Origin of the sequence: Streptomyces colwelliae (assembly GCF_048158785.1) — a bacterium.
Taxonomy (GTDB): Bacteria; Actinomycetota; Actinomycetes; order Streptomycetales; family Streptomycetaceae; genus Streptomyces.
Map to the genome: position 1 here is coordinate 1 of NZ_JBLTJC010000106.1, position 18,545 is coordinate 18,545.

The following is an 18,545-nucleotide window of genomic DNA, read 5'->3' on the forward strand; positions in this document are numbered from 1 at the left end:
AGCCGGCGAGGACACGATGCCGTTCCACCAGGGCCGCAACGAACAGGCCATGGTGCACGCGGCGGTCGGCTACGCCCGCCAGCTGGACCGGCTCTCCGCGCAGGCGGTCACGACGTCGATCGGACGGCCTGTGGGGGTGGGGTGATCGGCCGTGGGCCGTCCGGTGGCGGTCCGTCTTCGCGGCGGTCGTGCGCGGCTGCGTCGTACTGGAATGCGGCCTCGGGGCGTCTGTCGGCGGGCATCGGTCTCTGCCGTGGTCGCTTGCGACCCACGGTGGACCGGGCGGTGCTCCTGTGGTCGGCCTGCTCCACAGGGAGGGGGAAGGCGCGCGAGGGCCTGTTAGCGGAGCTTGCGGCCTCGGGGCGTCTGTCGGCGGGTGCTGGCCCTTGCCGTGGTCGCCCGCGACCCGCGGCGGACCGGACTGGACCGGACCGCGTCCGTCGCCGCAGCGCTCTGTGGTCCTCGGCCCTCGGTCCTTGCGAAGACCTCCGGGCCAGCCGGGCAGAAAGCCTCGGCCCGGCCCGGGCGATGCCCCCAGCCGGAGCTGAGGTGCTCGCTCGGGTCGGGCCCTTCGGTCAGGCCGCCCGTACATCCCGTTCCGCCAGCCCGTGGGCGCATGCCGGGGCCGCGGCCGTGCGGCGCCGGAGGAAGCGCGGGAGCGGGAGGGCCAGGTTGACGAAGCCTTCCGCCTGCATGGCGGCGAAGCCGATGCGGGGGAGGTCGCCGGAGGCGCGGTAGACGACGAAGCGGGGTTCCCAGCGGGGCTGGAACTTCGCGTTGAACTTGTACAGGGACTCGATCTGGAACCAGCGGGACAGGAAGACGAGCAGTCCGCGCCAGGCGCGCAGCACCGGGCCCGCGCCGATCTTCTCGCCCCGCGCGAGTGCCGCGCGGAACATGGCGAAGTTGAGCGACACGCGCGTGATGCCGAGCTTCGGTGCCGCCTGGAGGGAGGCCACGATCAGCAGCTCGTTCATCCCCGGGTCCGCCGCGCGGTCGCGGCGCATCAGGTCCAGCGACATGCCGTCGGTGCCCCAGGGCACGAAGTGCAGGATCGCCTTCAAGTCGCCGTACTCGCCCGGCTGTTCGTCCGTCTTGTGGGCGGTGGCGATGAAGCAGTCACCGTCCTCCGGGTCGCCGATGCGGCCGAGCGCCATGGAGAAACCGCGCTCGGTGTCGGTGCCCCGCCAGGCCTCCGCGGCGAGCCGGATCCGCTCCAACTCGCCCTCGCCGAGGTCACGTACACGCCGTACCCGGGTTTCGTAGCCGGCCCGCTCGATGCGCTTCACCATTTGGCGTACGTTGCGCATCGCGCGCCCGGCGAGCGAGAAATCCGCCACGTCGACCACCGCCTCGTCGCCGAGTTCGAGGGCGTCGAGGCCGGTCTCGCGGGTCCACACCTCGCCGCCCGTCTCCGAGCAGCCCATGACGGCCGGCGTCCAGGAGTGGGCCTTCGCCTCGTCCATGAACCGCTCGATGGCGCCCGGCCAGGCCTCCACGTCGCCGATCGGGTCACCACTGGCGAGCATCACCCCGGAGACGACGCGGTACGTCACCGCCGCCTTGCCGCTGGGCGAGAAGACGACGGCCTTGTCCCGGCGCAGCGCGAAGTGGCCGAGCGAGTCGCGCCGGCCGTGCTTCTCCAGGAGGGCGCGCAGGTGCGTCTCGTCCTCCGGGGTGAGCCGCGCGGCCGGGTGTTCGGGCCGGAACGCGAGGTAGATCGTCGTCACGGCGGTGAGCAGGCCGAGGGCGCCCAGCGAGAACGCGACCGTCCAGGAGGTGCTGCCCTCGTAGTCGACCGGGCCCTCGAAGCCGATCAGGCCGTACAGCACGTGCGTGATCCGGTCGGCCAGGCTCGGGTCGCCGACCATGCGCTTGGAGTGGACGCTGACGATGACCAGTCCGAGGACGAGGGAACCGGCGCCCATGAGTACGAAGTTGGCGAGCGCGCGCCACCTGCTGCGCGGGTCGGGCAGCGCCCGGAACTCGTCCCGGTGCAGCAGCAGCGGCGCGAGCAGCGCGGCCGAGATGACGACTCCTATGAGCGAGTGCCGGTACGCGAACTGCGCCACCGCGCCCGCCGGCAGCAGTGCCACCGCGGCGCGCCAGGCCCGGCGCTTGCGCCGCCTGAGCCCGTGCGCCAGGAGCAGCAACAGCACGCCGGTGCTGAGCGCGAGCGCCGCCGCGAAGGGACCGAGCGCCCCCGGCAGTACCTCCGCCATGGTGTGCATACGGCTGTGCCGGAAGCGCGGGAACACCCCCGCGGCGATGTCCAGCAGGCCGACGAGGGCACAGGCCCTGGCGACGAGCGTGGGAACGACCTCGGGGCGCGGACCTCGGACTATGCGCCGGACCCGGCCTGAACGGCTCGGAACCCCACCCGACAATTCCCCATCTATCCTGACAGACATCGCATCCCGTAGTTCTGCGAGAGACCTTGGATCCGGGCCCGATTCGGGCATCCGGCGACATTGCGCCCTCTAGGACGGTGTCTAGGGGAAGGAGGTTCCTTCCTCATCGGAAAGCCGGTTCAAAGGCAGAGGAAAGCCAGGGGCAAACACTCGCGAAGGTTGGGTGGCCGTGGCGGAAAGCGCAGGCGGGGACAGCTCATGGGACTCACGAGCAACAAGGTGCTGGTACTTGCGTTCGCATGCGCGGTGCTGCTGTTCATCGGCACGGTATGGCTCTGGCCCCGCCTGGCCAGACGGAACTGGCGGGCCGTCAGCGGACGCGTCGGCCTGCTCCTGGCCACCCAGCTGGTGCTCTTCCTCTCCGTGGGCCTCGGCGCCAACCAGGCCTTCGGGTTCTACGCCAGCTGGGCCGACCTGTTCGGCAAGGAGACCGACCAGGGAGTGGTCGTCGACAACTCGGCGCTCCAGGGCGCGGGCGGACCGGTCCAAGTGGTCGAGACCCGGCGGGTGGACGCACCGGGCGGCTCCTCACGGCCGCAGAGCGTGGGCCAGGTGCAGCGGGTCGACATAGTCGGCCGTACGACCCACATCGCCACCCCCGCCTACGTGTACCTGCCGCCGGAGTACTTCCAGCCGCAGTACCGCACGCGCTCGTTCCCGGCGACGGTCGTCCTCACGGGCTATCCGGGCACCGCCCAGGCGCTCGTCGACAAGCTGAACTACCCGCGCACGGCCCTGGGGCTGGCCAGGAACGGCCGTATGCAACCGATGATCCTGGTGATGATGCGGCCCACGGTGGCGCCGCCGCGCGACACGGAGTGCGTGGACGTCCCGGGCGGGCCGCAGACCGAGTCGTTCTTCGCCAAGGACCTTCCCGACGCCGTGGCGGCCCACTACAGGGTGGGCAAAAAGCCCAGGAGCTGGGGCATCATCGGCGATTCCACGGGCGGATACTGCGCCCTGAAGCTCGCCATGCACCACCCCGGGGTGTACGCCGCCGGGGCCGGCCTGTCGCCGTACTACAAGGCGCCGAGCGACCCCACCACGGGCGACCTCTTCCAGGGGAACAGGACGCTGCGGAACGAGGCGAACCTGTGGTGGTACCTCAAGCACCGGCCCGGGCCCGACACCTCACTGCTCGTCACCAGCAGCAGGATCGGCGAACACAACTACAAAGACACCCTGAAATTCATCGACCAGGTGAAGGCCAAGAACTCCACCCGTATCTCGTCGATCATCCTGGAGAGCGGCGGGCACAACTTCAACACCTGGCGACGGGAGATCCCGCCGGCCCTCCAGTGGATCAGCGGGCGGCTCACCGACTGGTGGAAGTGACCACCGAATCCGTGTGAGGGAAGAGGGGTGGCTGTGTTTTTACCGGGCGGGGCACCATCATTCGCCTACGCGCGGTAAGTTTCTGGCCATGCCACGTGGACGTCACCGCCATTCCCCGCCGTTGCACCGGCTGTTGCCCCCCTCGGCGATCGCAGGCGTGTCGCTCGTCTGCGCCTTCGGGCCCTGGATCTTCTCGCAACCGGCCGCACTCCGCATAGTCGCGGCGATCGCCGCCGCGACCGCGCTCGTCGGCGCGGCGTTCATGCGCCGCTGGGACACACAGGCGGGCAAGCAGGTGGCCGACCTGATACGCGCGCGTACGAGCGACGAGTGGCGCTACGAGGAGCGGCTCGCCGAACTCGAGGCCGACCTCGACGAGTCGCGCGAACTCCGCGTCAAGCTGGAGCACAAGCTGCGCGCCAAGCGCACGGAACTGGCGGGCCTGCGCAACGAACACGCGGCGCTGCTGCGCCGGTACGCGACGGCGGAGACCGAGCGCGCGAGCGCCCTGGAGGGCCGCCGCCTGCTGGAGATAGAGGCCGCGGAACCCACGCGCGCGTTGCCGCCGGTTCCGGCGGACGGCGACGAGGACGCCTCGGCGGCGGACGTGGACACGGACCTGGAGCTCCAGGACGACGATCTCGCGACGGACGACACCGAGGCTGTGGCTGCTCCGGTCGACTCCGAGGACGAGACGGACGCCGAAGGCGGGATCGACGCCGAGGACGAGGAGCCGGAGGCGGCCGAGGCCGTCGCGGCCGGCGCGGAGAAGCCCGCGGAGTCCACGGTGTTCTCCCCGGAGGGGTCGAAGCTGTTCCTGCGCGCCAAGGCGGCGCTGGGCAAGCTCGACGACGACAACGAGACCCCGGCGCGCGCGCCGAAGGACTCCGAGCCGAAGGACTCCGAGCCCAAGGACTCCGAGCCCAAGGACCTCGCGCCGAACGGACCTGCGCCCAAGAACCTCGCTCCCAAGGACAAGGACGAGGACACCGCGCGGGCCGAGCCCGCCCCGGTGCGGGCCGACAGCCGCGGTGCCGAGTCGGAGGCCGCGCAGGAGGACGAGGCGGAGGGGAAGCCCGAGGCGGTCGACGGGCATGAGCACGCGGCCGCCGTTCCCCTGGCCGCGAAGTCCGCACAGCCCGCCCAACTCGCCCCGTCCGCGCAGCCGTCCGGCCACTTCACCGTGCCGACCGCGGTGGCGGTCGTACCGGCGTCTCCCGTTCGGCGGCCGATGGTCGAGGGCGGGTTCGACTTCTTCGGTATGCAGAAGGGGGCGACGTCCGCCGCGATGGACGCCGTGCAGAACGAGGATCTCGCCGACGTGGTGGGCCAGGAGGCCCTCGACGTGCACAAGGCGGAGGCCGAGGCGCAGTTCAAGCCGGCCGACGAGCGGTCGCGCGATGTCGGCGTCGGCCAGGTCATCGACCTCACGGCACACGACGAGACCGAGCAGATCAACCTCCACGGGCTGCGCAGCGCGGCTTCCTGAACGGGGCCTGACGTGACGTCAGGCCATCCAACGGTCCGGCCGCGCGTCCCTGCGGCCCGTCCGTGACCGCTCGGCCTGCCCGCCGAGCAGCTCCGCGGCCTCCTCGGCGTCCCGCAGACGCGCTGTGACGGTCTTGTTGGCCCCGGTGTCCACGTGCACCTCGGCAAGCCGCCAGAGACGCTCCCAGGGCCCTTGGCTCAGCCGTACGCTCTGCACCTTCGCGTGCGGCACCAGCGCCAGGCTCCGGCGCAGCAGTCCGTGCCGGGCCGCGAACACCGTGTCGGTGACCGCGAGGCCGTAGCCGCGCCACCACAGCGGCACGCACCGGCCGGCCCGTCGCGGCGGGCGGGACAGCGCCGCGAGCGGCGGGACCGTCACGCCGGGCAGCACGCGCGCGACGACCGACTCGGCGATCTCGCGCGGGGCGACCGGCACCAGCACGGAGTTGGACGAACCGGCCACGTCCAGCTCGACCCGCACCCAGCCGCGCCGCCGCCACAGCAGCGGCTCCACGATCCGCACGGTCTGCACGCGCCCCGGCGGCACCGTCTCGTGCGTACGGTCGAGCAGCCCGTGGTCGATGCGCAGCCCGTCCGGGGACTCGCCCACCGTCCAGTCGTACTCGCCGACGAACCGCCCCACACTGCTCGCGCCCGCCGCGCCCAGCAGCGGCAGCGCGGTCGCGAGGACCGTCCACACGCTGTGGGTGGCGAACCACAGGAGCGGCGGTACGACGAGTGCGGCGGCCAGCGAACCCCAGGTGGCGCCGGTCAGCACGAGGGACACCGCGAGGACGCCGGCGGGCACGTGCAGGAGCTGCCGCGCGGGCGCCTCGCCGACCTCGTGCGCCGTCTCGGGCGCGAAACCGGCCGCCCGCGCGAGGAGTTCGGCCCGCAGCGACCGCGCCTCGCCCTCGCCCAGGAAGGCGAGCTCGTCCTTCTTGTCCGTCCCCACGACGTCCAGCTTCAGCTTGGCGACACCCGCCACGCGCGCGAGGAGGGGCTGCGTCACATCGATCGCCTGGATGCGTTCCAGCCGGATGTGCGCGGTGCGCCGGAACAACAGGCCGGTACGGATGCGCAGTTCGGTGTCGGTCACCGCGAAGTGCGTGAACCACCAGGTCAGAAAGCCGTACAGGGCGGCCGCCGGGACGAACACGGCGAGCCCGACGAGCAGCGTGACCGTGGTCAGCCGGGTCAGCTGCTCCTGCGCCTGGTTGGGGTCGTGCACCGCCCACCCGATGATCACGGCGACCGGCGCCCACGCCCGGCGCAGCGGCGTCACCGGATGCAACCGCCGCTCCGCGAGCGGCACTTCCTCCCGCAGGACCTCGGTCGCCTCGGGTACGTCCTTGTCGGCGCCCGGCGTCGTCACAGCCCCGCCGATCGGGCCTCGCCCAGCTCGGTGAGCCGGTCGCGCAGCCGTTCGGCCTCGGCCGGGACGAGCCCCGGAATCGTCGCGTCGGTCGCCGCGGCCGCCGTGTGCAGCTGCACGCTCGCCAGTCCGAAATGCCGCTCCACGGGCCCCGAGGTCACCTCCACGAGCTGCATCCGCCCGTAGGGCACGATCGTCTCGTGGTGCCACAGCACACCCTTGCTGATCAGCAGGTCGTCGGCGCGCTCGGCATACCTCCAGGAGCGCCAGTTGCGGCCCAGCAGCACCCAGCCCCACGCCATCAGGGCGAGCGGCAGCAGCGCGAACGCCGCCCAGGCGGACCCGGCGAACAGGTTCAGGAGTACGCCCAGAACCACGGCCAGCAGTCCCAGCCACACCACCAGCAACAGCCGTCGCATCTTCAACAGCCCTGGCGGTAGCCCGGTCCACACCGGCTCGCGCGCCGCGCCGTCCTGGGCGGCAGTCCCCGTTTCCATGCCGCAAGCGTACGTACGAGAGACTGTGTCCATGACTCCCACGACGGAGACCATGGTCGGGATCGGCGGCGGCGCGGAGAGCACCGACATGGTGCTCAACATCGGCCCCCAGCACCCCTCCACGCACGGTGTGCTGCGGCTGCGGCTCGTCCTGGACGGCGAGCGCATCCAGCACGCGGAACCGGTGATCGGCTATATGCACCGCGGCGCCGAGAAGCTCTTCGAGGCGCGCGACTACCGCCAGATCATCATGCTCGCCAACCGCCACGACTGGCTGTCGGCCTTCTCGAACGAGCTGGGCGTGGTCCTCGCCGTGGAGCGGATGCTCGGTATGGAGGTGCCCCCGCGCGCGGTGTGGACGCGCACGCTGCTCGCCGAGTTGAACCGGGTGCTCAACCACCTGATGTTCCTGGGGTCGTACCCCCTCGAACTGGGCGGTATCACCCCGGTGTTCTACGCGTTCCGGGAGCGCGAGGTGCTCCAGAACGTCATGGAGGAGGTCTCCGGCGGGCGCATGCACTACATGTTCAACCGCGTGGGCGGCCTCAAGGAGGACCTGCCTGCCGGATGGGCCTCACGCGCGCGTGAGGCCGTCGCCGCCGTGCGCTCCCGCATGGACCGCTTCGACGACCTGGTGCTCGGCAACGAGATCTTCCGGGGGCGCACGCGCGGGGTGGGCGAACTGCCTCCGGAGGCCGTGCACGCGTACGGCGTGAGCGGGCCCATCGCACGTGCCTCGGGCGTCGACTTCGACCTGCGGCGCGACGAGCCGTACCTCGCGTACGGCGAACTCCAGGACACCCTGAAGGTCGTCACGCGCCAGGAGGGCGACTGTCTCGCCCGCTTCGAGGTGCTCCTGGAGCAGACCCACAACGCCCTCGACCTCGCGGACGCGTGCCTCGACCGGCTCGCCGAGCTGGAGCCCGGTCCGATCAACCAGCGGCTCCCGAAGGTCCTCAAGGCGCCCGAGGGGCACACGTACGCGTGGACCGAGAACCCGCTCGGCATCAACGGCTACTACCTCGTCAGCAAGGGCGAGAAGACCCCGTACCGGCTGAAGCTGCGCTCGGCGTCGTACAACAACATCCAGGCGCTCGCCGTGCTGCTGCCGGGGACGCTGGTGGCGGACATGGTGGCGATTCTGGGGTCGTTGTTCTTCGTGGTCGGGGACATCGACAAGTAGTCGGGGACATTGCCAAGCGGGGAAAACGGCGGCCAGTAGGGCGCGTTACGGCTCGTGCAGCGGGTCCGGAATCCCGACCGCCTGCACGAGCCAGCCGAAGTCGCCGAGTCCGCCCGGTGCGGTGAGTTCGGCGGCTTCTCCGGCGCTCGCGAGGGCGCGGACGTACGTCGTCGGGTCGGTGGAGGCCAGCGTGAGCGGGGGGCGCGCGCCTGTGACGCCGAGGGCGCGCAGGGCGGCGCGTTGGGTGAGCAGGCGTGCGCCGGGGAGTGCGCAGGCGTCCAGTGCGACGTGCGCCGTGATGTCGCACGAGCCGTCCGGTACGGGTGCCGTCTCGCGGCCCTCGCGGAAACCGGTGAGCGTGCCGAACGGAGGGCGGGTGTCCCTGGTGTGCGCGTAGTCGACGGCGATCGCGAGCCCCCTGTCGACGGCGGCGACGGCGGACGCCCACGCCGTGTCCCTGGGGAGGCCGATCTCGGCGCGCAGCCCTACCTCGGACGCCGGTGGCCACCACCGGGCCAGCCACTCGGCCTCCGCTCCGGAGAGGGGCTCCCCGAGCCGTTCGGTCCCGTCCTCCCGTACGAGCACGAGCCGCGGTACGCCGGCGTCGTCCACCTCGGCCACCTCGACGGGCACGTTGTCCAGCCACTCGTTGGCGAACAGCAGCCCGGTGACGCCCTTCGGGGGCTCGGCCAGCCACTCGACGCGGGGATCGAGCCCTGCGGGACGGTCGGCGATCTCGACGGCGTACGCACGCACGCGTGCGGCCACTTCGGCGGGCAGCGCGGAGAGTACGCCGGTCACCAGCTCACCGCGGCCGGCGGCCAGATCCACGAAGTCCAGCGTGGCCGGCCGGTCCAACGCCTCGTCCACGCGGCACAGCAGCCGTGCCACGGCGCCCGAGAACAGCGCCGACGCGTGCACGGACGTACGGAAGTGTCCGGCGGGTCCCTCGGGTCTGCGGTAGAAGCCCTCGGGCCCGTACAGGGCGTCCTCGGCCGCCGTCCGCCAGCCGCGCCACCGGCCCGTGGTGTCTTCCGTCACGCCGTCAGACTAAGTGCACAGGACAACGGGGCCTCCACCTTGGGGAGTACGCGGGACGTATACGGATCGATCCTCCGGTTGACCCCGGCACACTGCACGCATCCCTACGCTGGGTTACGTGCAGCGCCTCTACGACTTCCTCCGCAGACACCCGACATGGGTCGACACCTTCTGGGCTGTCTTCCTGCTGGGGCTGAGCGGCGTGAGCATCGCGAGTACCAGCTACGCGTCGGGCCGTCACGGGACGGCGGGCGGGGCGATCGGGGCGTCCGCCGTGATGTGTGTGGCGATCGCGCTGCGCCGCCGCTGGCCGGAGAAGATGCTCCTCCTGGCCAGCGCGACGGGCCTCGTGCAACTGGTCCTCGACGTCGAGCCCGTGGTGGCCGACTTCGCCATGCTGGTGATCGTCTACACGGTCGCCGCGGTCGGTGCCCGCTGGGCCTCGCGCTTCGCCCTGGCCTCCGGTCTGTCCGCGGCGACCCTGGCGCAGATCCGCTGGCCACAGGACCACACCAGTTCCGCCGGGCTGGTCGCGCTGGCGATCTTCCAGACGGTGCCGTTCGCGCTGGCCTGGGTGCTCGGCGACTCGATGCGCACCCGGCGCGCGTACTTCGCGCAGCTGGAGGAGCGCGCCGCCCGGCTGGAGAAGGAGCGCGAGGCGCAGGCGAAGGTCGCGGTGGCCGCCGAGCGCGCCCGCATCGCCCGCGAGCTGCACGACGTGGTCGCGCACAACGTGTCGGTGATGGTGGTCCAGGCCGACGGCGCCGCCTATGTCCTCGACTCGGCGCCGGACCAGGCGAAGAAGGCCCTGGAGACGATCTCCTCCACCGGCCGCCAGGCCCTCGCCGAGATGCGCCGCCTGCTGGGCGTGCTGCGCACCGGCGAGCACAAGGAGGCCGGCGAGTACGTTCCGCAGCCGGACGTCGAGCAGATCGACGACCTGGTCGAGCAGTGCCGTACGTCCGGGCTGCCCGTCGACTTCAAGGTCGAGGGGACCCCGCGCCCGCTGCCGAGCGGCGTCGAGCTGACGGCGTACCGGATCGTCCAGGAGGCGCTCACCAACACCCGCAAGCACGGTGGTCCGAACACGGGCGCCAGTGTGCGGCTGGTCTACTTCGACGACGGTCTCGGGCTGCTCGTCGAGGACGACGGCAAGGGTGCCCCGCACGAGCTGTACGAGGAGGGCGGAGCCGACGGCCAGGGGCATGGTCTGATCGGTATGCGTGAGCGGGTGGGCATGGTCGGGGGCACCCTGGACGCGGGCCCACGTCCGGGCGGCGGTTTCCGCATCAGCGCGCTGCTGCCGCTGAAACCCGCGCACTGACCTTTCGTACGCCGGGTGTTGACACCTGTAACGAACTGTTGAACGACCGGTTGAAGCAATTGTTGAACGATCCTTTTGACGGAACGGAAGAGGACCCGATGGCGATCCGCGTGATGCTCGTCGACGACCAGGTGCTGCTGCGCACCGGGTTCCGGATGGTGCTCGCCGCCCAGCCGGACATGGAGGTCGTCGCCGAGGCGGGCGACGGCGTCGAGGCCCTTCAGGTGCTGGCCGCGACCGCGGTCGACGTCGTGCTGATGGACGTCCGTATGCCGAAGCTGGACGGGGTGGAGACCACCCGCCGCATCTGCCAGGGCGAGAACCCGCCGAAGGTGCTGATCCTGACCACCTTCGACCTCGACGAGTACGCCTTCTCCGGGCTGAAGGCCGGTGCCTCCGGCTTCATGCTCAAGGACGTGCCGCCCGGCGAACTCCTCACCGCGATCCGCTCCGTGCACAGCGGGGACGCCGTGGTGGCGCCGTCGACGACCCGGCGCCTCCTGGACCGCTTCGCCCCGATGCTGCCCGCCACCGGCAAGGAGCCCCGGCACAAGGAGCTGGAGCGGCTCACCGAGCGCGAGCGCGAGGTCATGATCCTCGTCGCCCAGGGCCTGTCCAACGGCGAGATCGCGGCCCGCCTGGTGCTGTCCGAGGCGACCGTGAAGACCCACGTCGGCCGCATCCTGACGAAGCTCGGCCTGCGGGACCGGGTGCAGGTCGTCGTCCTGGCGTACGAGACGGGGCTGGTGCGGGCGGGCGGCCACGGCTGAGGAGACCGCCGGCGGTCTACGGCGATACGGCTCTACGGGGGCCGCTGTCCGCCCGGTGCCGCCTACCTGAGGATGCCCTCCAGGAAGTCGCTGCCCAGGCGGGCCACCATCGTGACGTCCAGCTGGTGCAGGACGTAGCGGCCGCGGCGGCGGGTGGTGATCAGGCCGGCCTTCTTCAGGACGCCGAGGTGGCGGGATATCTCGGGGGCGGTCATGCCGTGCACCTGGGTCAGCTCGCTCGTGGTGAACGCGCTGCGGGCCAGGCTGCGGCACAGGCGCATGCGGACCGGGTGGGACAGGGCGGTCATCCGCAGGGTCAGCTGCTCCAGGGAGGTCGGCGCGGCGAGCTTGGGGGTGTTGTGCACGGGGTAGTGCACGACGGGCTGCCAGCCGTACCGGTACAGGACCGTCAGGTGCGGCCAGCCCAGGGCCGTGGGCACCAGGAGGAGACCGCCGTCCTGGGTCGCCGTCCGGCCGGTGCCGAGTTTGTCGACGGTGATGAGTGTGGCGCCCTCGTCGAGGGTCACCGCGGTGGACATCGACGTCAGCGCCTCCGCCAGGCCCTTGTGGTGCAGGAGATCCGTCTTGTGGCGGGCGTCGCCGGCGAGTTGGTGGTGCATCCGGGACCAGGTCTCCGCGAAGAACGCCTCGTCGCAGTCCTCCAGGAACTGCCGCAGCCAGGCCCTGGTCCGCGGCGGGTCGGCCAACAGCCGCTCGGTGAACGCCAGTTGATGCGGACCGCGCGCGGCCGCCTGCTCCAGGGCGCGCCGCCGGATGCCGGCGTCGGTGAGCGGGCCGGGTCCACCCGTGCTGTAGGAGATCGCGCAGGTGGTGAACTCCATGGCCGCGTCCACGAACTGCTCGTCCGTCAGCTTGTCCAGCAGGTCCAGCTCCTCGGCGAGCGTGGCCCCGGGGAGGGTGTCGCGGCCCGGGATGCCCGCGTACGGCAGGAACAGGTCGGAGAACGTCGACCGCCACAGGAAGTCCGCCTCGCACATCCGGTCGGCCAGATGCGGGTCGAGCCGGGCGGTGACGCCGGTGACCCAGCCCTGGAGGCCGGGGTGGTGCCCCGGCTCGGACATCGCGTGCAGCGCCATGCACAGCTCGCCCAGGGGTGAGGGCGCGAAGGTGATCCGCTCCGGCCGCAGCCCGGTGATGTCGATGTGCACGCTCATGTCCCCAATCGTGCACCTCGCCACTGACAACGCCCCCCTCGTTTGACGGCGCCCGTCAATCGACGCGACAGCCGCCGGGCGGCGGCGCAGCCTGGAGACATGAGCGTCACCCAGCAGTACCTCCTCGACACCTACCGCGCCCAGCGGCTCGGCGAGACCCCGCCGCCCCCGCCCGGCACCCACGACTGGCGGACCGCCCGCGAACTGCGCGACTACCGGCAGTTCCGCGCGGTCATCACGGAACACCCGGCTCACGGCCGGCTACGGCGGGCCCTGGGCCGGTGGCTGCATCCACGGGCGCGCTCTGCTTGCTGACGGCGCACAGATGCCGTCGCCGGGAGCCCGCGCGCGTTCCGGAGACGGACATCGCCCTCGGCGGTCGGGCTGCGGGGGCACGCACGCGCGTGTGACGGCGCCTGTCACTGGGCGACAACCCGCGCGGCGGGCCGACACTCGCGCTCGCGTTCCGCCCGGCGGACATCGGCGCCGGCGTTCTGGCCGCGGCCGGCCTGCACACGTGTCGCCTGCCGGCATCTGCCCTTGCGTTCCGCCCGGCCGACGGCCGGTCCCGCCTTCCGGCGGCCTTCTCGTGCCCAACACGCCCGCTCTGCTCGCTGACGGCCCGCACCCGCGTTCCGCCCGACCTGCCTGAGGCCCGGCGTTCCGGCTGCTGACGGCCTGCGCGCGCGGGCCGCTTGCCGCCTCTCGAACGAAGTGGCTCCGATGGGAGCCGGTGACAGCCCGCGCGTCTGCCGCCTGCCGGCTCCCGGGCTCGCCTTCCGCCCCGTCGGCGGCGCGCACGCGCGGGCCGCTCGCTTACAGCCCTCGACCGCCAAGCACACCCTCACGGGCGGCCGCTCCCCGTATTCCGCTGCCGATCCGGCCACCCCGCCGCCCCCTCCTAGCGGCCCGTCTCCTCCTTCAGTCGGAGTACGAAGTCCGCGACCGCCGCCTTCACGTCGTCGGCCGTCCACTCCAGGGCGGCGGCCCGTACGTAGACCTCGGTGACCGCCAGGCTGGGTCCCTTCGCGTCCCAGGGGTTGGCGAAGAGGGCGGTCTTCGTCTCCTCGGCCTGTCGGATCGCGGCCTCCGCGACGGCGTCGGGGTCGTACGGCAGCCAGACCTGGAACTCGTTCGTGTGCGGCTGCTCGGGGTGGACGCGCGTCCAGGGCACCCCGGCCGCCGCGAACCCCTCGCGCAGCGCCTCGGCGACCACGCGCGCGTGGGCCACGTACGAGGGCAGCCGGGGGAGTTCCCGGTCCAGGCCCGCGAGTGCCGTCAGCGCGGTGGGGAACTGCTGGAAGACCGCGCCGCCGTACCGGTGCCGCCAGGTCTTCGCCTCGTCGATCAGGGTCTTCGGGCCGGCGAGCGCGGCGCCGCCGAGGCCTTCGAGGGACTTGTAGAACGACACGTAGACGCTGTCGGCCAGGTCGGCGATCTCGTCGAGCGGGCGGCCGAAGTGGGGGGCGGACTCCCACAGGCGGGCACCGTCGAAGTGGACCACCGCGTCGCGTTCGCGGGCGGCCTCGACGACGGCGGAGAGTTCCTCCCAGGAGGGCAGGACGAAACCGGCGTCCCGGAGGGGCAGTTCGAGCATCAGCGCTCCGAAGGGCTCCGGGAAGTCGCGCACCTCGTCAGCGGTCGGTAGTCGGGGCTCGCTCGTCACATGGACGGGGCGCAATCCGCTGACCTGGCTGAACGCGTTCCGTTCGTGTACTTCGGGGTGGGCGAGCGGGTGCAGGGCGACGGTCGGGTTGCCCGTACGGCCCGCCCAGCAGCGCAGGGCCACCTGCTGAGCCATCGTGCCGGTGGGGAAGAAGGCGGCGGCCTCCTTGCCGAGCAGTTCGGCGACCCTCTTCTCCAGGGTCTCGACGATGCCGGTGCCGTACATGTCCGACGTCTCGTCGAGGTCGTACAGCTCGGCGGCCTCCTGGAGGAACGCGAGCCGCTCGCGGAGCGGGTCCAGGAAGCCGAGGCGCGCGAGGGCGCGCTCCGCGCTCCGGTTCGCGCTCATACGCCGCTTGCGACGCCCCAGGATCCGTTCCTCCTCGGTTGTCGGCTCCGCTCCCTGCTCGCCCTGCTCCGCCTGATCCTCACCGTGTTCCGCCACATCACTCATGCTCCGGATGATGCCTGCCAGGGGTCCGCGGGAGCACCCGGATTTCCCCAGGCTTTCCCGTACGCCGGGGCTGTGTGACAACCCACAGCCTGTGGACAACCGGACGCCCCTCGAACCGATCGCGTTAACATGACGAGAAATCGTCCGGTACCCGGAGCGGACTGGAACGGGAAGGCCGCCGTCGCGTGAGTACATTCCAACAGCCAGAGCCCAAGGACCGCCCCGCGCGGCTCGCCGTCGGTGTCGTCGGCGCCGGCCGGGTGGGCCCTGCGCTGGCCGCCTCGCTCCAACTGGCCGGGCACCGCCCGGTGGCCGTCTCCGGAGTGTCCGACGCGTCCAGGCGACGGGCCGCGCTGATGCTCCCCGACGTCCCGGTCGTCACGCCCGCGCAGGTCCTGGAGCGCTCCGACCTGGTGCTGCTGACCGTTCCGGACGACGCCCTTCCGGGGCTCGTCGAGGGCCTCGCAGACACCGGCGCCGTACGCCCCGGGCAGCTGCTCGTGCACACCTCCGGGCGGTACGGCGCGAAGGTCCTGGACCCCGCCCTGCGGGTCGGCGCGCTGCCGCTGGCCCTGCACCCCGCGATGACCTTCACGGGCACTCCTGTGGACGTACAACGCCTCGCCGGGTGCTCCTTCGGGGTCACCGCGCCCGAGGAGCTGCGGCTGGCCGCCGAGGCCCTGGTGATCGAGATGGGCGGCGAGCCCGAGTGGATCGCCGAGGAGAGCCGCCCGCTGTACCACGCGGCCCTCGCGCTGGGCGCCAACCACCTGGTGACCCTGGTCGCCGAGTCCATGGAGCTGCTGCGCACGGCCGGCGTCGAGGCCCCCGACCGGATGCTCGGCCCGCTGCTGGGCGCCGCCCTGGACAACGCCCTGCGCTCCGGCGACGCGGCGCTCACCGGCCCCGTCGCGCGCGGGGACGCGGGCACCGTCGCCGCGCACGTCACCGAGTTGCGCAAGCACGCCCCCCAGACCGTCGCCGGCTATCTGGCGATGGCCCGCGCGACCGCCGACCGGGCGCTGGCCCACGGGCTGCTCAAGCCGGAACTCGCCGAGGACCTCCTCGGAGTGCTCGCCAACGGCACCGAGGGAGATGCCGGATGACCACCACCCTGCTGCGCACCGCCGACGAACTGCACGCACGCACGCGTGCGGGCCGTCGCGCCGTCGTGATGACGATGGGCGCCCTGCACGAGGGCCACGCCACGCTGGTCCGCACGGCCCGTGAGGTCGCCGGACCGGACGGCGAGGTCGTGGTCACCGTTTTCGTGAACCCGCTCCAGTTCGGCAAGGGCGAGGATCTCGACCGCTATCCGCGCACCCTGGACGCCGACCTCAAGATCGCCGAACAGGCGGGCGCGGACGTGGTGTTCGCGCCCTCCGTGGACGAGGTCTACCCGGGCGGCGAACCCCAGGTGCGCATCTCCGCGGGTCCCATGGGCGAACGCCTGGAGGGCGCGGTCCGCCCCGGTCACTTCGACGGCATGCTCACCGTCGTAGCCAAGCTGCTGCACCTCACGCGCCCCGACGTCGCCCTGTTCGGCCAGAAGGACGCCCAGCAACTCGCCCTGATCCGCCGCATGGTGCGCGACCTGAACTTCGGCATGGAGATCGTCGGCGTTCCCACCGTGCGCGAGGCCGACGGCCTGGCCCTGTCCAGCCGCAACCGCTATCTGTCCCCCCAGGAGAGGCGCACCGCGCTCGCCCTCTCCCAGGCCCTGTTCGCGGGCCGCGACCGGCACGCCGCCCAGGAGGCGCTGCGCGCACGGGCCCGCGAAGTGCCCGCCACGCACGCGCGTGCCGAGGCGCTCAGCGCCATAGGGGAGTCCCGCGCGGCAGCCGACGCGCACGCCGTCGCCAAGGCCGCCCCCGGCCCCGGCAACCCGGCGTCCGTCCGCGCGGCCGCCCGCCTGATCCTCGACAACGCCGCCCGTCTGGACCCGCCGCTCGCCCTGGACTACCTCGCCCTGGTCGACCCGTCCGACTTCACGGACGTCGACGAGGACTTCACCGGGGAGGCCGTCCTCGCCGTCGCCGCCCGGGTCGGGACGACCCGGCTGATCGACAACATCCCACTCGCTTTCGGAACCTTCGGAGCCGCCTCGTGACCAGCACAGGCATACGACTGCACGCACCCGCCCCCGGGTGGTCCATCGCCGCGGACGTCGTGGTCGTCGGCTCCGGAGTGGCCGGCCTGACCGCCGCCCTGCGCTGCGAGGCGGCCGGGCTGCGGACGGTCGTCGTCACCAAGGCCCGCCTCGACGACGGCTCCACCCGCTGGGCCCAGGGCGGCATCGCCGCGGCCCTCGGGGAGGGAGACACCCCCGAACAGCACCTGGACGACACCCTGGTGGCCGGCGCGGGCCTGTGCGACGAGGAGGCCGTACGGATCCTCGTCACCGAGGGCCCCGACGCCGTACGGCGGCTCATCGAGACCGGCGCCCACTTCGACGAGTCCTCCGAAGGAGGACTGGAGCTGGCCCGCGAGGGCGGCCACCACCGGCGCCGTATCGCGCACGCCGGCGGGGACGCGACCGGCGCCGAGGTCTCCCGGGCGCTCGTCGAGGCCGTACGAGCGCGTGGGCTGCGCACGATCGAGAACGCGCTCGTGCTGGACCTGCTGACCGACGCGGAGGGCCGTACCGCGGGCGTCACCCTGCACGTCATGGGAGAGGGCCAGCACGACGGTGTGGGCGCGGTGCACGCGCCCGCGGTGGTCCTCGCGACCGGTGGCATGGGGCAGGTCTTCTCGGCGACCACCAATCCGTCCGTGTCGACCGGCGACGGGGTCGCACTCGCCCTCCGCGCGGGCGCCGAGGTCTCCGACCTGGAGTTCGTGCAGTTCCACCCGACCGTGCTGTTCCTCGGCGCCGACGCGGAGGGCCAGCAGCCCCTCGTCTCCGAGGCGGTGCGCGGCGAGGGCGCCCACCTGGTCGACGCCGACGGCGTGCGCTTCATGGTGGGCCAGCACGAACTCGCCGAGCTCGCGCCCCGGGACATCGTCGCCAAGGGAATCACGCGGCGCATGCTGGAGCAGGACGCCGAGCACATGTTCCTGGACGCCCGGCACTTCGGCGCCGACATGTGGGAGCACCGCTTCCCGACGATCCTCGCCGCCTGCCGCAGCCACGGCATCGACCCGGTCACCGAGCCCGTCCCGGTCGCCCCGGCCGCCCACTACGCCTCCGGGGGCGTCCGCACCGACTCCCGGGGCCGTACGACCGTCCCCGGCCTGTACGCGTGCGGAGAGGTCGCCTGCACCGGCGTGCACGGCGCGAACCGGCTCGCCTCCAACTCCCTCCTCGAAGGCCTGGTCTACGCCGAGCGCATCGTCGCCGACATCACCGGGAACCAGGCGGAGAACGCCCTCCACGCGCGTGTGCCCGAGCCGGTCCCGCACCCGCAGAAGCCCGCGCACCCGCTGCTCGCCCCCGAGACCCGCTTCGCGATCCAGCGGATCATGACCGAGGGCGCGGGCGTCCTGCGCTCCGCGGACTCCCTCGCCCAGGCCGCCGGACAGCTCCAGCAGCTGCACACCGACGCCCGTGACGCCCTCGACGAGAACGGCAAGACGGCCGAGCCCGGCGTCGACACCTGGGAGGCCACCAACCTCCTGTGCGTGGCCCGCGTCCTGGTCACCGCCGCCGCGCAGCGCGAGGAGACCCGCGGCTGCCACTGGCGCGAGGACCACGCCGACCGCGACGACACCGCTTGGCGCCGCCACATCGTCGTACGGCTGAATCCGGACCGCACGCTGGCCGTACACACCACGGACACCGCAGACTTCCCCCCGACCCGGCAGCACCGTCCCCAGGAGCAGTGACA

The 18,545-nt window shown here is 72.3% G+C and carries 15 protein-coding genes; 9 read left to right on the plus strand and 6 right to left on the minus strand.

Annotated features, from left to right (window positions below; genetic code table 11):
* Positions 1-575: 575 nt before the first annotated feature.
* Positions 576-2,387, minus strand: coding sequence for a phosphatidylglycerol lysyltransferase domain-containing protein (locus tag ACNFOC_RS22630; protein ID WP_416960926.1), 1,812 nt, complete (start codon positions 2,385-2,387; stop codon positions 576-578).
* 222 nt (positions 2,388-2,609) lie between these two features.
* On the opposite strand from ACNFOC_RS22630, the gene ACNFOC_RS22635 reads away from it, so the two are divergent.
* Together ACNFOC_RS22635 and ACNFOC_RS22640 are read left to right on the plus strand one after the other, a co-directional pair.
* Positions 2,610-3,746 (plus strand): alpha/beta hydrolase, encoded by a 1,137-nt coding sequence (locus tag ACNFOC_RS22635; RefSeq protein WP_416960927.1) that lies wholly within the window; start codon positions 2,610-2,612, stop codon positions 3,744-3,746.
* An 88-nt stretch (positions 3,747-3,834) separates the two neighbouring features.
* Positions 3,835-5,235, plus strand: coding sequence for a hypothetical protein (locus tag ACNFOC_RS22640; protein ID WP_416960928.1), 1,401 nt, complete (start codon positions 3,835-3,837; stop codon positions 5,233-5,235).
* An 18-nt stretch (positions 5,236-5,253) separates the two neighbouring features.
* Here ACNFOC_RS22640 and ACNFOC_RS22645 read toward each other — a convergent pair whose 3' ends face one another.
* The gene (locus ACNFOC_RS22645; RefSeq protein WP_416960929.1) at positions 5,254-6,609 is read right to left on the minus strand and encodes a PH domain-containing protein; all 1,356 of its coding nucleotides are present in this window, start codon (positions 6,607-6,609) and stop codon (positions 5,254-5,256) included.
* Positions 6,606-7,106 (minus strand): PH domain-containing protein, encoded by a 501-nt coding sequence (locus ACNFOC_RS22650; protein WP_416960930.1) that lies wholly within the window; start codon positions 7,104-7,106, stop codon positions 6,606-6,608. The genes ACNFOC_RS22645 and ACNFOC_RS22650 overlap by 4 nt, the downstream gene beginning before the upstream one ends.
* A gap of 31 nt (positions 7,107-7,137) precedes the next feature.
* Here ACNFOC_RS22650 and ACNFOC_RS22655 point away from each other — a divergent pair, with 31 nt between their 5' ends.
* Positions 7,138-8,289, plus strand: a complete 1,152-nt coding sequence (locus ACNFOC_RS22655; RefSeq protein ID WP_416960931.1) for an NADH-quinone oxidoreductase subunit D — start codon at positions 7,138-7,140, stop codon at positions 8,287-8,289.
* Between the two features lie 45 nt (positions 8,290-8,334).
* On the opposite strand, the gene ACNFOC_RS22660 is transcribed toward ACNFOC_RS22655, so the two are convergent.
* A complete protein-coding gene (locus ACNFOC_RS22660; RefSeq protein ID WP_416960932.1) occupies positions 8,335-9,330 on the minus strand; it encodes an SAM-dependent methyltransferase in 996 nt (331 codons plus the stop codon).
* A 118-nt stretch (positions 9,331-9,448) separates the two neighbouring features.
* Here ACNFOC_RS22660 and ACNFOC_RS22665 point away from each other — a divergent pair, with 118 nt between their 5' ends.
* Together ACNFOC_RS22665 and ACNFOC_RS22670 are read left to right on the plus strand one after the other, a co-directional pair.
* Positions 9,449-10,654, plus strand: a complete 1,206-nt coding sequence (locus ACNFOC_RS22665; RefSeq protein WP_416960933.1) for a sensor histidine kinase — start codon at positions 9,449-9,451, stop codon at positions 10,652-10,654.
* Positions 10,655-10,752: 98 nt separating this feature from the next.
* Entirely contained in the window at positions 10,753-11,424 is a 672-nt protein-coding gene (locus ACNFOC_RS22670; protein WP_327402229.1) for a response regulator, read from the plus strand.
* A gap of 62 nt (positions 11,425-11,486) precedes the next feature.
* Here the strand turns inward: ACNFOC_RS22670 and ACNFOC_RS22675 are convergent, their stop codons facing one another.
* Positions 11,487-12,599, minus strand: coding sequence for a DUF5937 family protein (locus ACNFOC_RS22675; protein ID WP_416960934.1), 1,113 nt, complete (start codon positions 12,597-12,599; stop codon positions 11,487-11,489).
* 99 nt (positions 12,600-12,698) lie between these two features.
* Here ACNFOC_RS22675 and ACNFOC_RS22680 point away from each other — a divergent pair, with 99 nt between their 5' ends.
* On the plus strand, positions 12,699-12,914 hold the full coding sequence (locus tag ACNFOC_RS22680) for a hypothetical protein (RefSeq protein WP_416960935.1): 216 nt from the start codon (positions 12,699-12,701) through the stop codon (positions 12,912-12,914).
* A 586-nt stretch (positions 12,915-13,500) separates the two neighbouring features.
* Here the strand turns inward: ACNFOC_RS22680 and ACNFOC_RS22685 are convergent.
* A complete protein-coding gene (locus ACNFOC_RS22685; protein ID WP_416960936.1) occupies positions 13,501-14,718 on the minus strand; it encodes a threonine aldolase family protein in 1,218 nt (405 codons plus the stop codon).
* Positions 14,719-14,903: 185 nt separating this feature from the next.
* Here ACNFOC_RS22685 and ACNFOC_RS22690 point away from each other — a divergent pair, with 185 nt between their 5' ends.
* The 3 genes from ACNFOC_RS22690 to ACNFOC_RS22700 are packed head-to-tail and all read left to right on the plus strand — an operon-like array spanning position 14,904 to position 18,543.
* Positions 14,904-15,824 (plus strand): Rossmann-like and DUF2520 domain-containing protein, encoded by a 921-nt coding sequence (locus ACNFOC_RS22690; protein WP_328680489.1) that lies wholly within the window; start codon positions 14,904-14,906, stop codon positions 15,822-15,824.
* On the plus strand, positions 15,821-16,828 hold the full coding sequence (panC, locus tag ACNFOC_RS22695; protein ID WP_416960937.1) for a pantoate--beta-alanine ligase: 1,008 nt from the start codon (positions 15,821-15,823) through the stop codon (positions 16,826-16,828). Before ACNFOC_RS22690 ends, panC begins: the two co-directional genes overlap by 4 nt.
* On the plus strand, positions 16,825-18,543 hold the full coding sequence (locus ACNFOC_RS22700) for an L-aspartate oxidase (protein ID WP_416960938.1): 1,719 nt from the start codon (positions 16,825-16,827) through the stop codon (positions 18,541-18,543). Before panC ends, ACNFOC_RS22700 begins: the two co-directional genes overlap by 4 nt.
* Positions 18,544-18,545: the final 2 nt, after the last annotated feature.

What these genes read in the sequence shown, in the direction of transcription:
- ACNFOC_RS22640 (WP_416960928.1), top strand. Translation starts at nt 3,835, where the DNA reads ATGCCACGTGGACGTCACCGCCATTCCCCGCCGTTGCACCGGCTGTTG.
- ACNFOC_RS22675 (WP_416960934.1), bottom strand. Translation starts at nt 12,599, where the DNA reads ATGAGCGTGCACATCGACATCACCGGGCTGCGGCCGGAGCGGATCACC.
- ACNFOC_RS22680 (WP_416960935.1), top strand. Translation starts at nt 12,699, where the DNA reads ATGAGCGTCACCCAGCAGTACCTCCTCGACACCTACCGCGCCCAGCGG.
- ACNFOC_RS22650 (WP_416960930.1), bottom strand. Translation starts at nt 7,106, where the DNA reads ATGGAAACGGGGACTGCCGCCCAGGACGGCGCGGCGCGCGAGCCGGTG.
- ACNFOC_RS22655 (WP_416960931.1), top strand. Translation starts at nt 7,138, where the DNA reads ATGACTCCCACGACGGAGACCATGGTCGGGATCGGCGGCGGCGCGGAG.
- ACNFOC_RS22685 (WP_416960936.1), bottom strand. Translation starts at nt 14,718, where the DNA reads ATGAGTGATGTGGCGGAACACGGTGAGGATCAGGCGGAGCAGGGCGAG.
- ACNFOC_RS22635 (WP_416960927.1), top strand. Translation starts at nt 2,610, where the DNA reads ATGGGACTCACGAGCAACAAGGTGCTGGTACTTGCGTTCGCATGCGCG.
- panC (WP_416960937.1), top strand. Translation starts at nt 15,821, where the DNA reads ATGACCACCACCCTGCTGCGCACCGCCGACGAACTGCACGCACGCACG.
- ACNFOC_RS22670 (WP_327402229.1), top strand. Translation starts at nt 10,753, where the DNA reads ATGGCGATCCGCGTGATGCTCGTCGACGACCAGGTGCTGCTGCGCACC.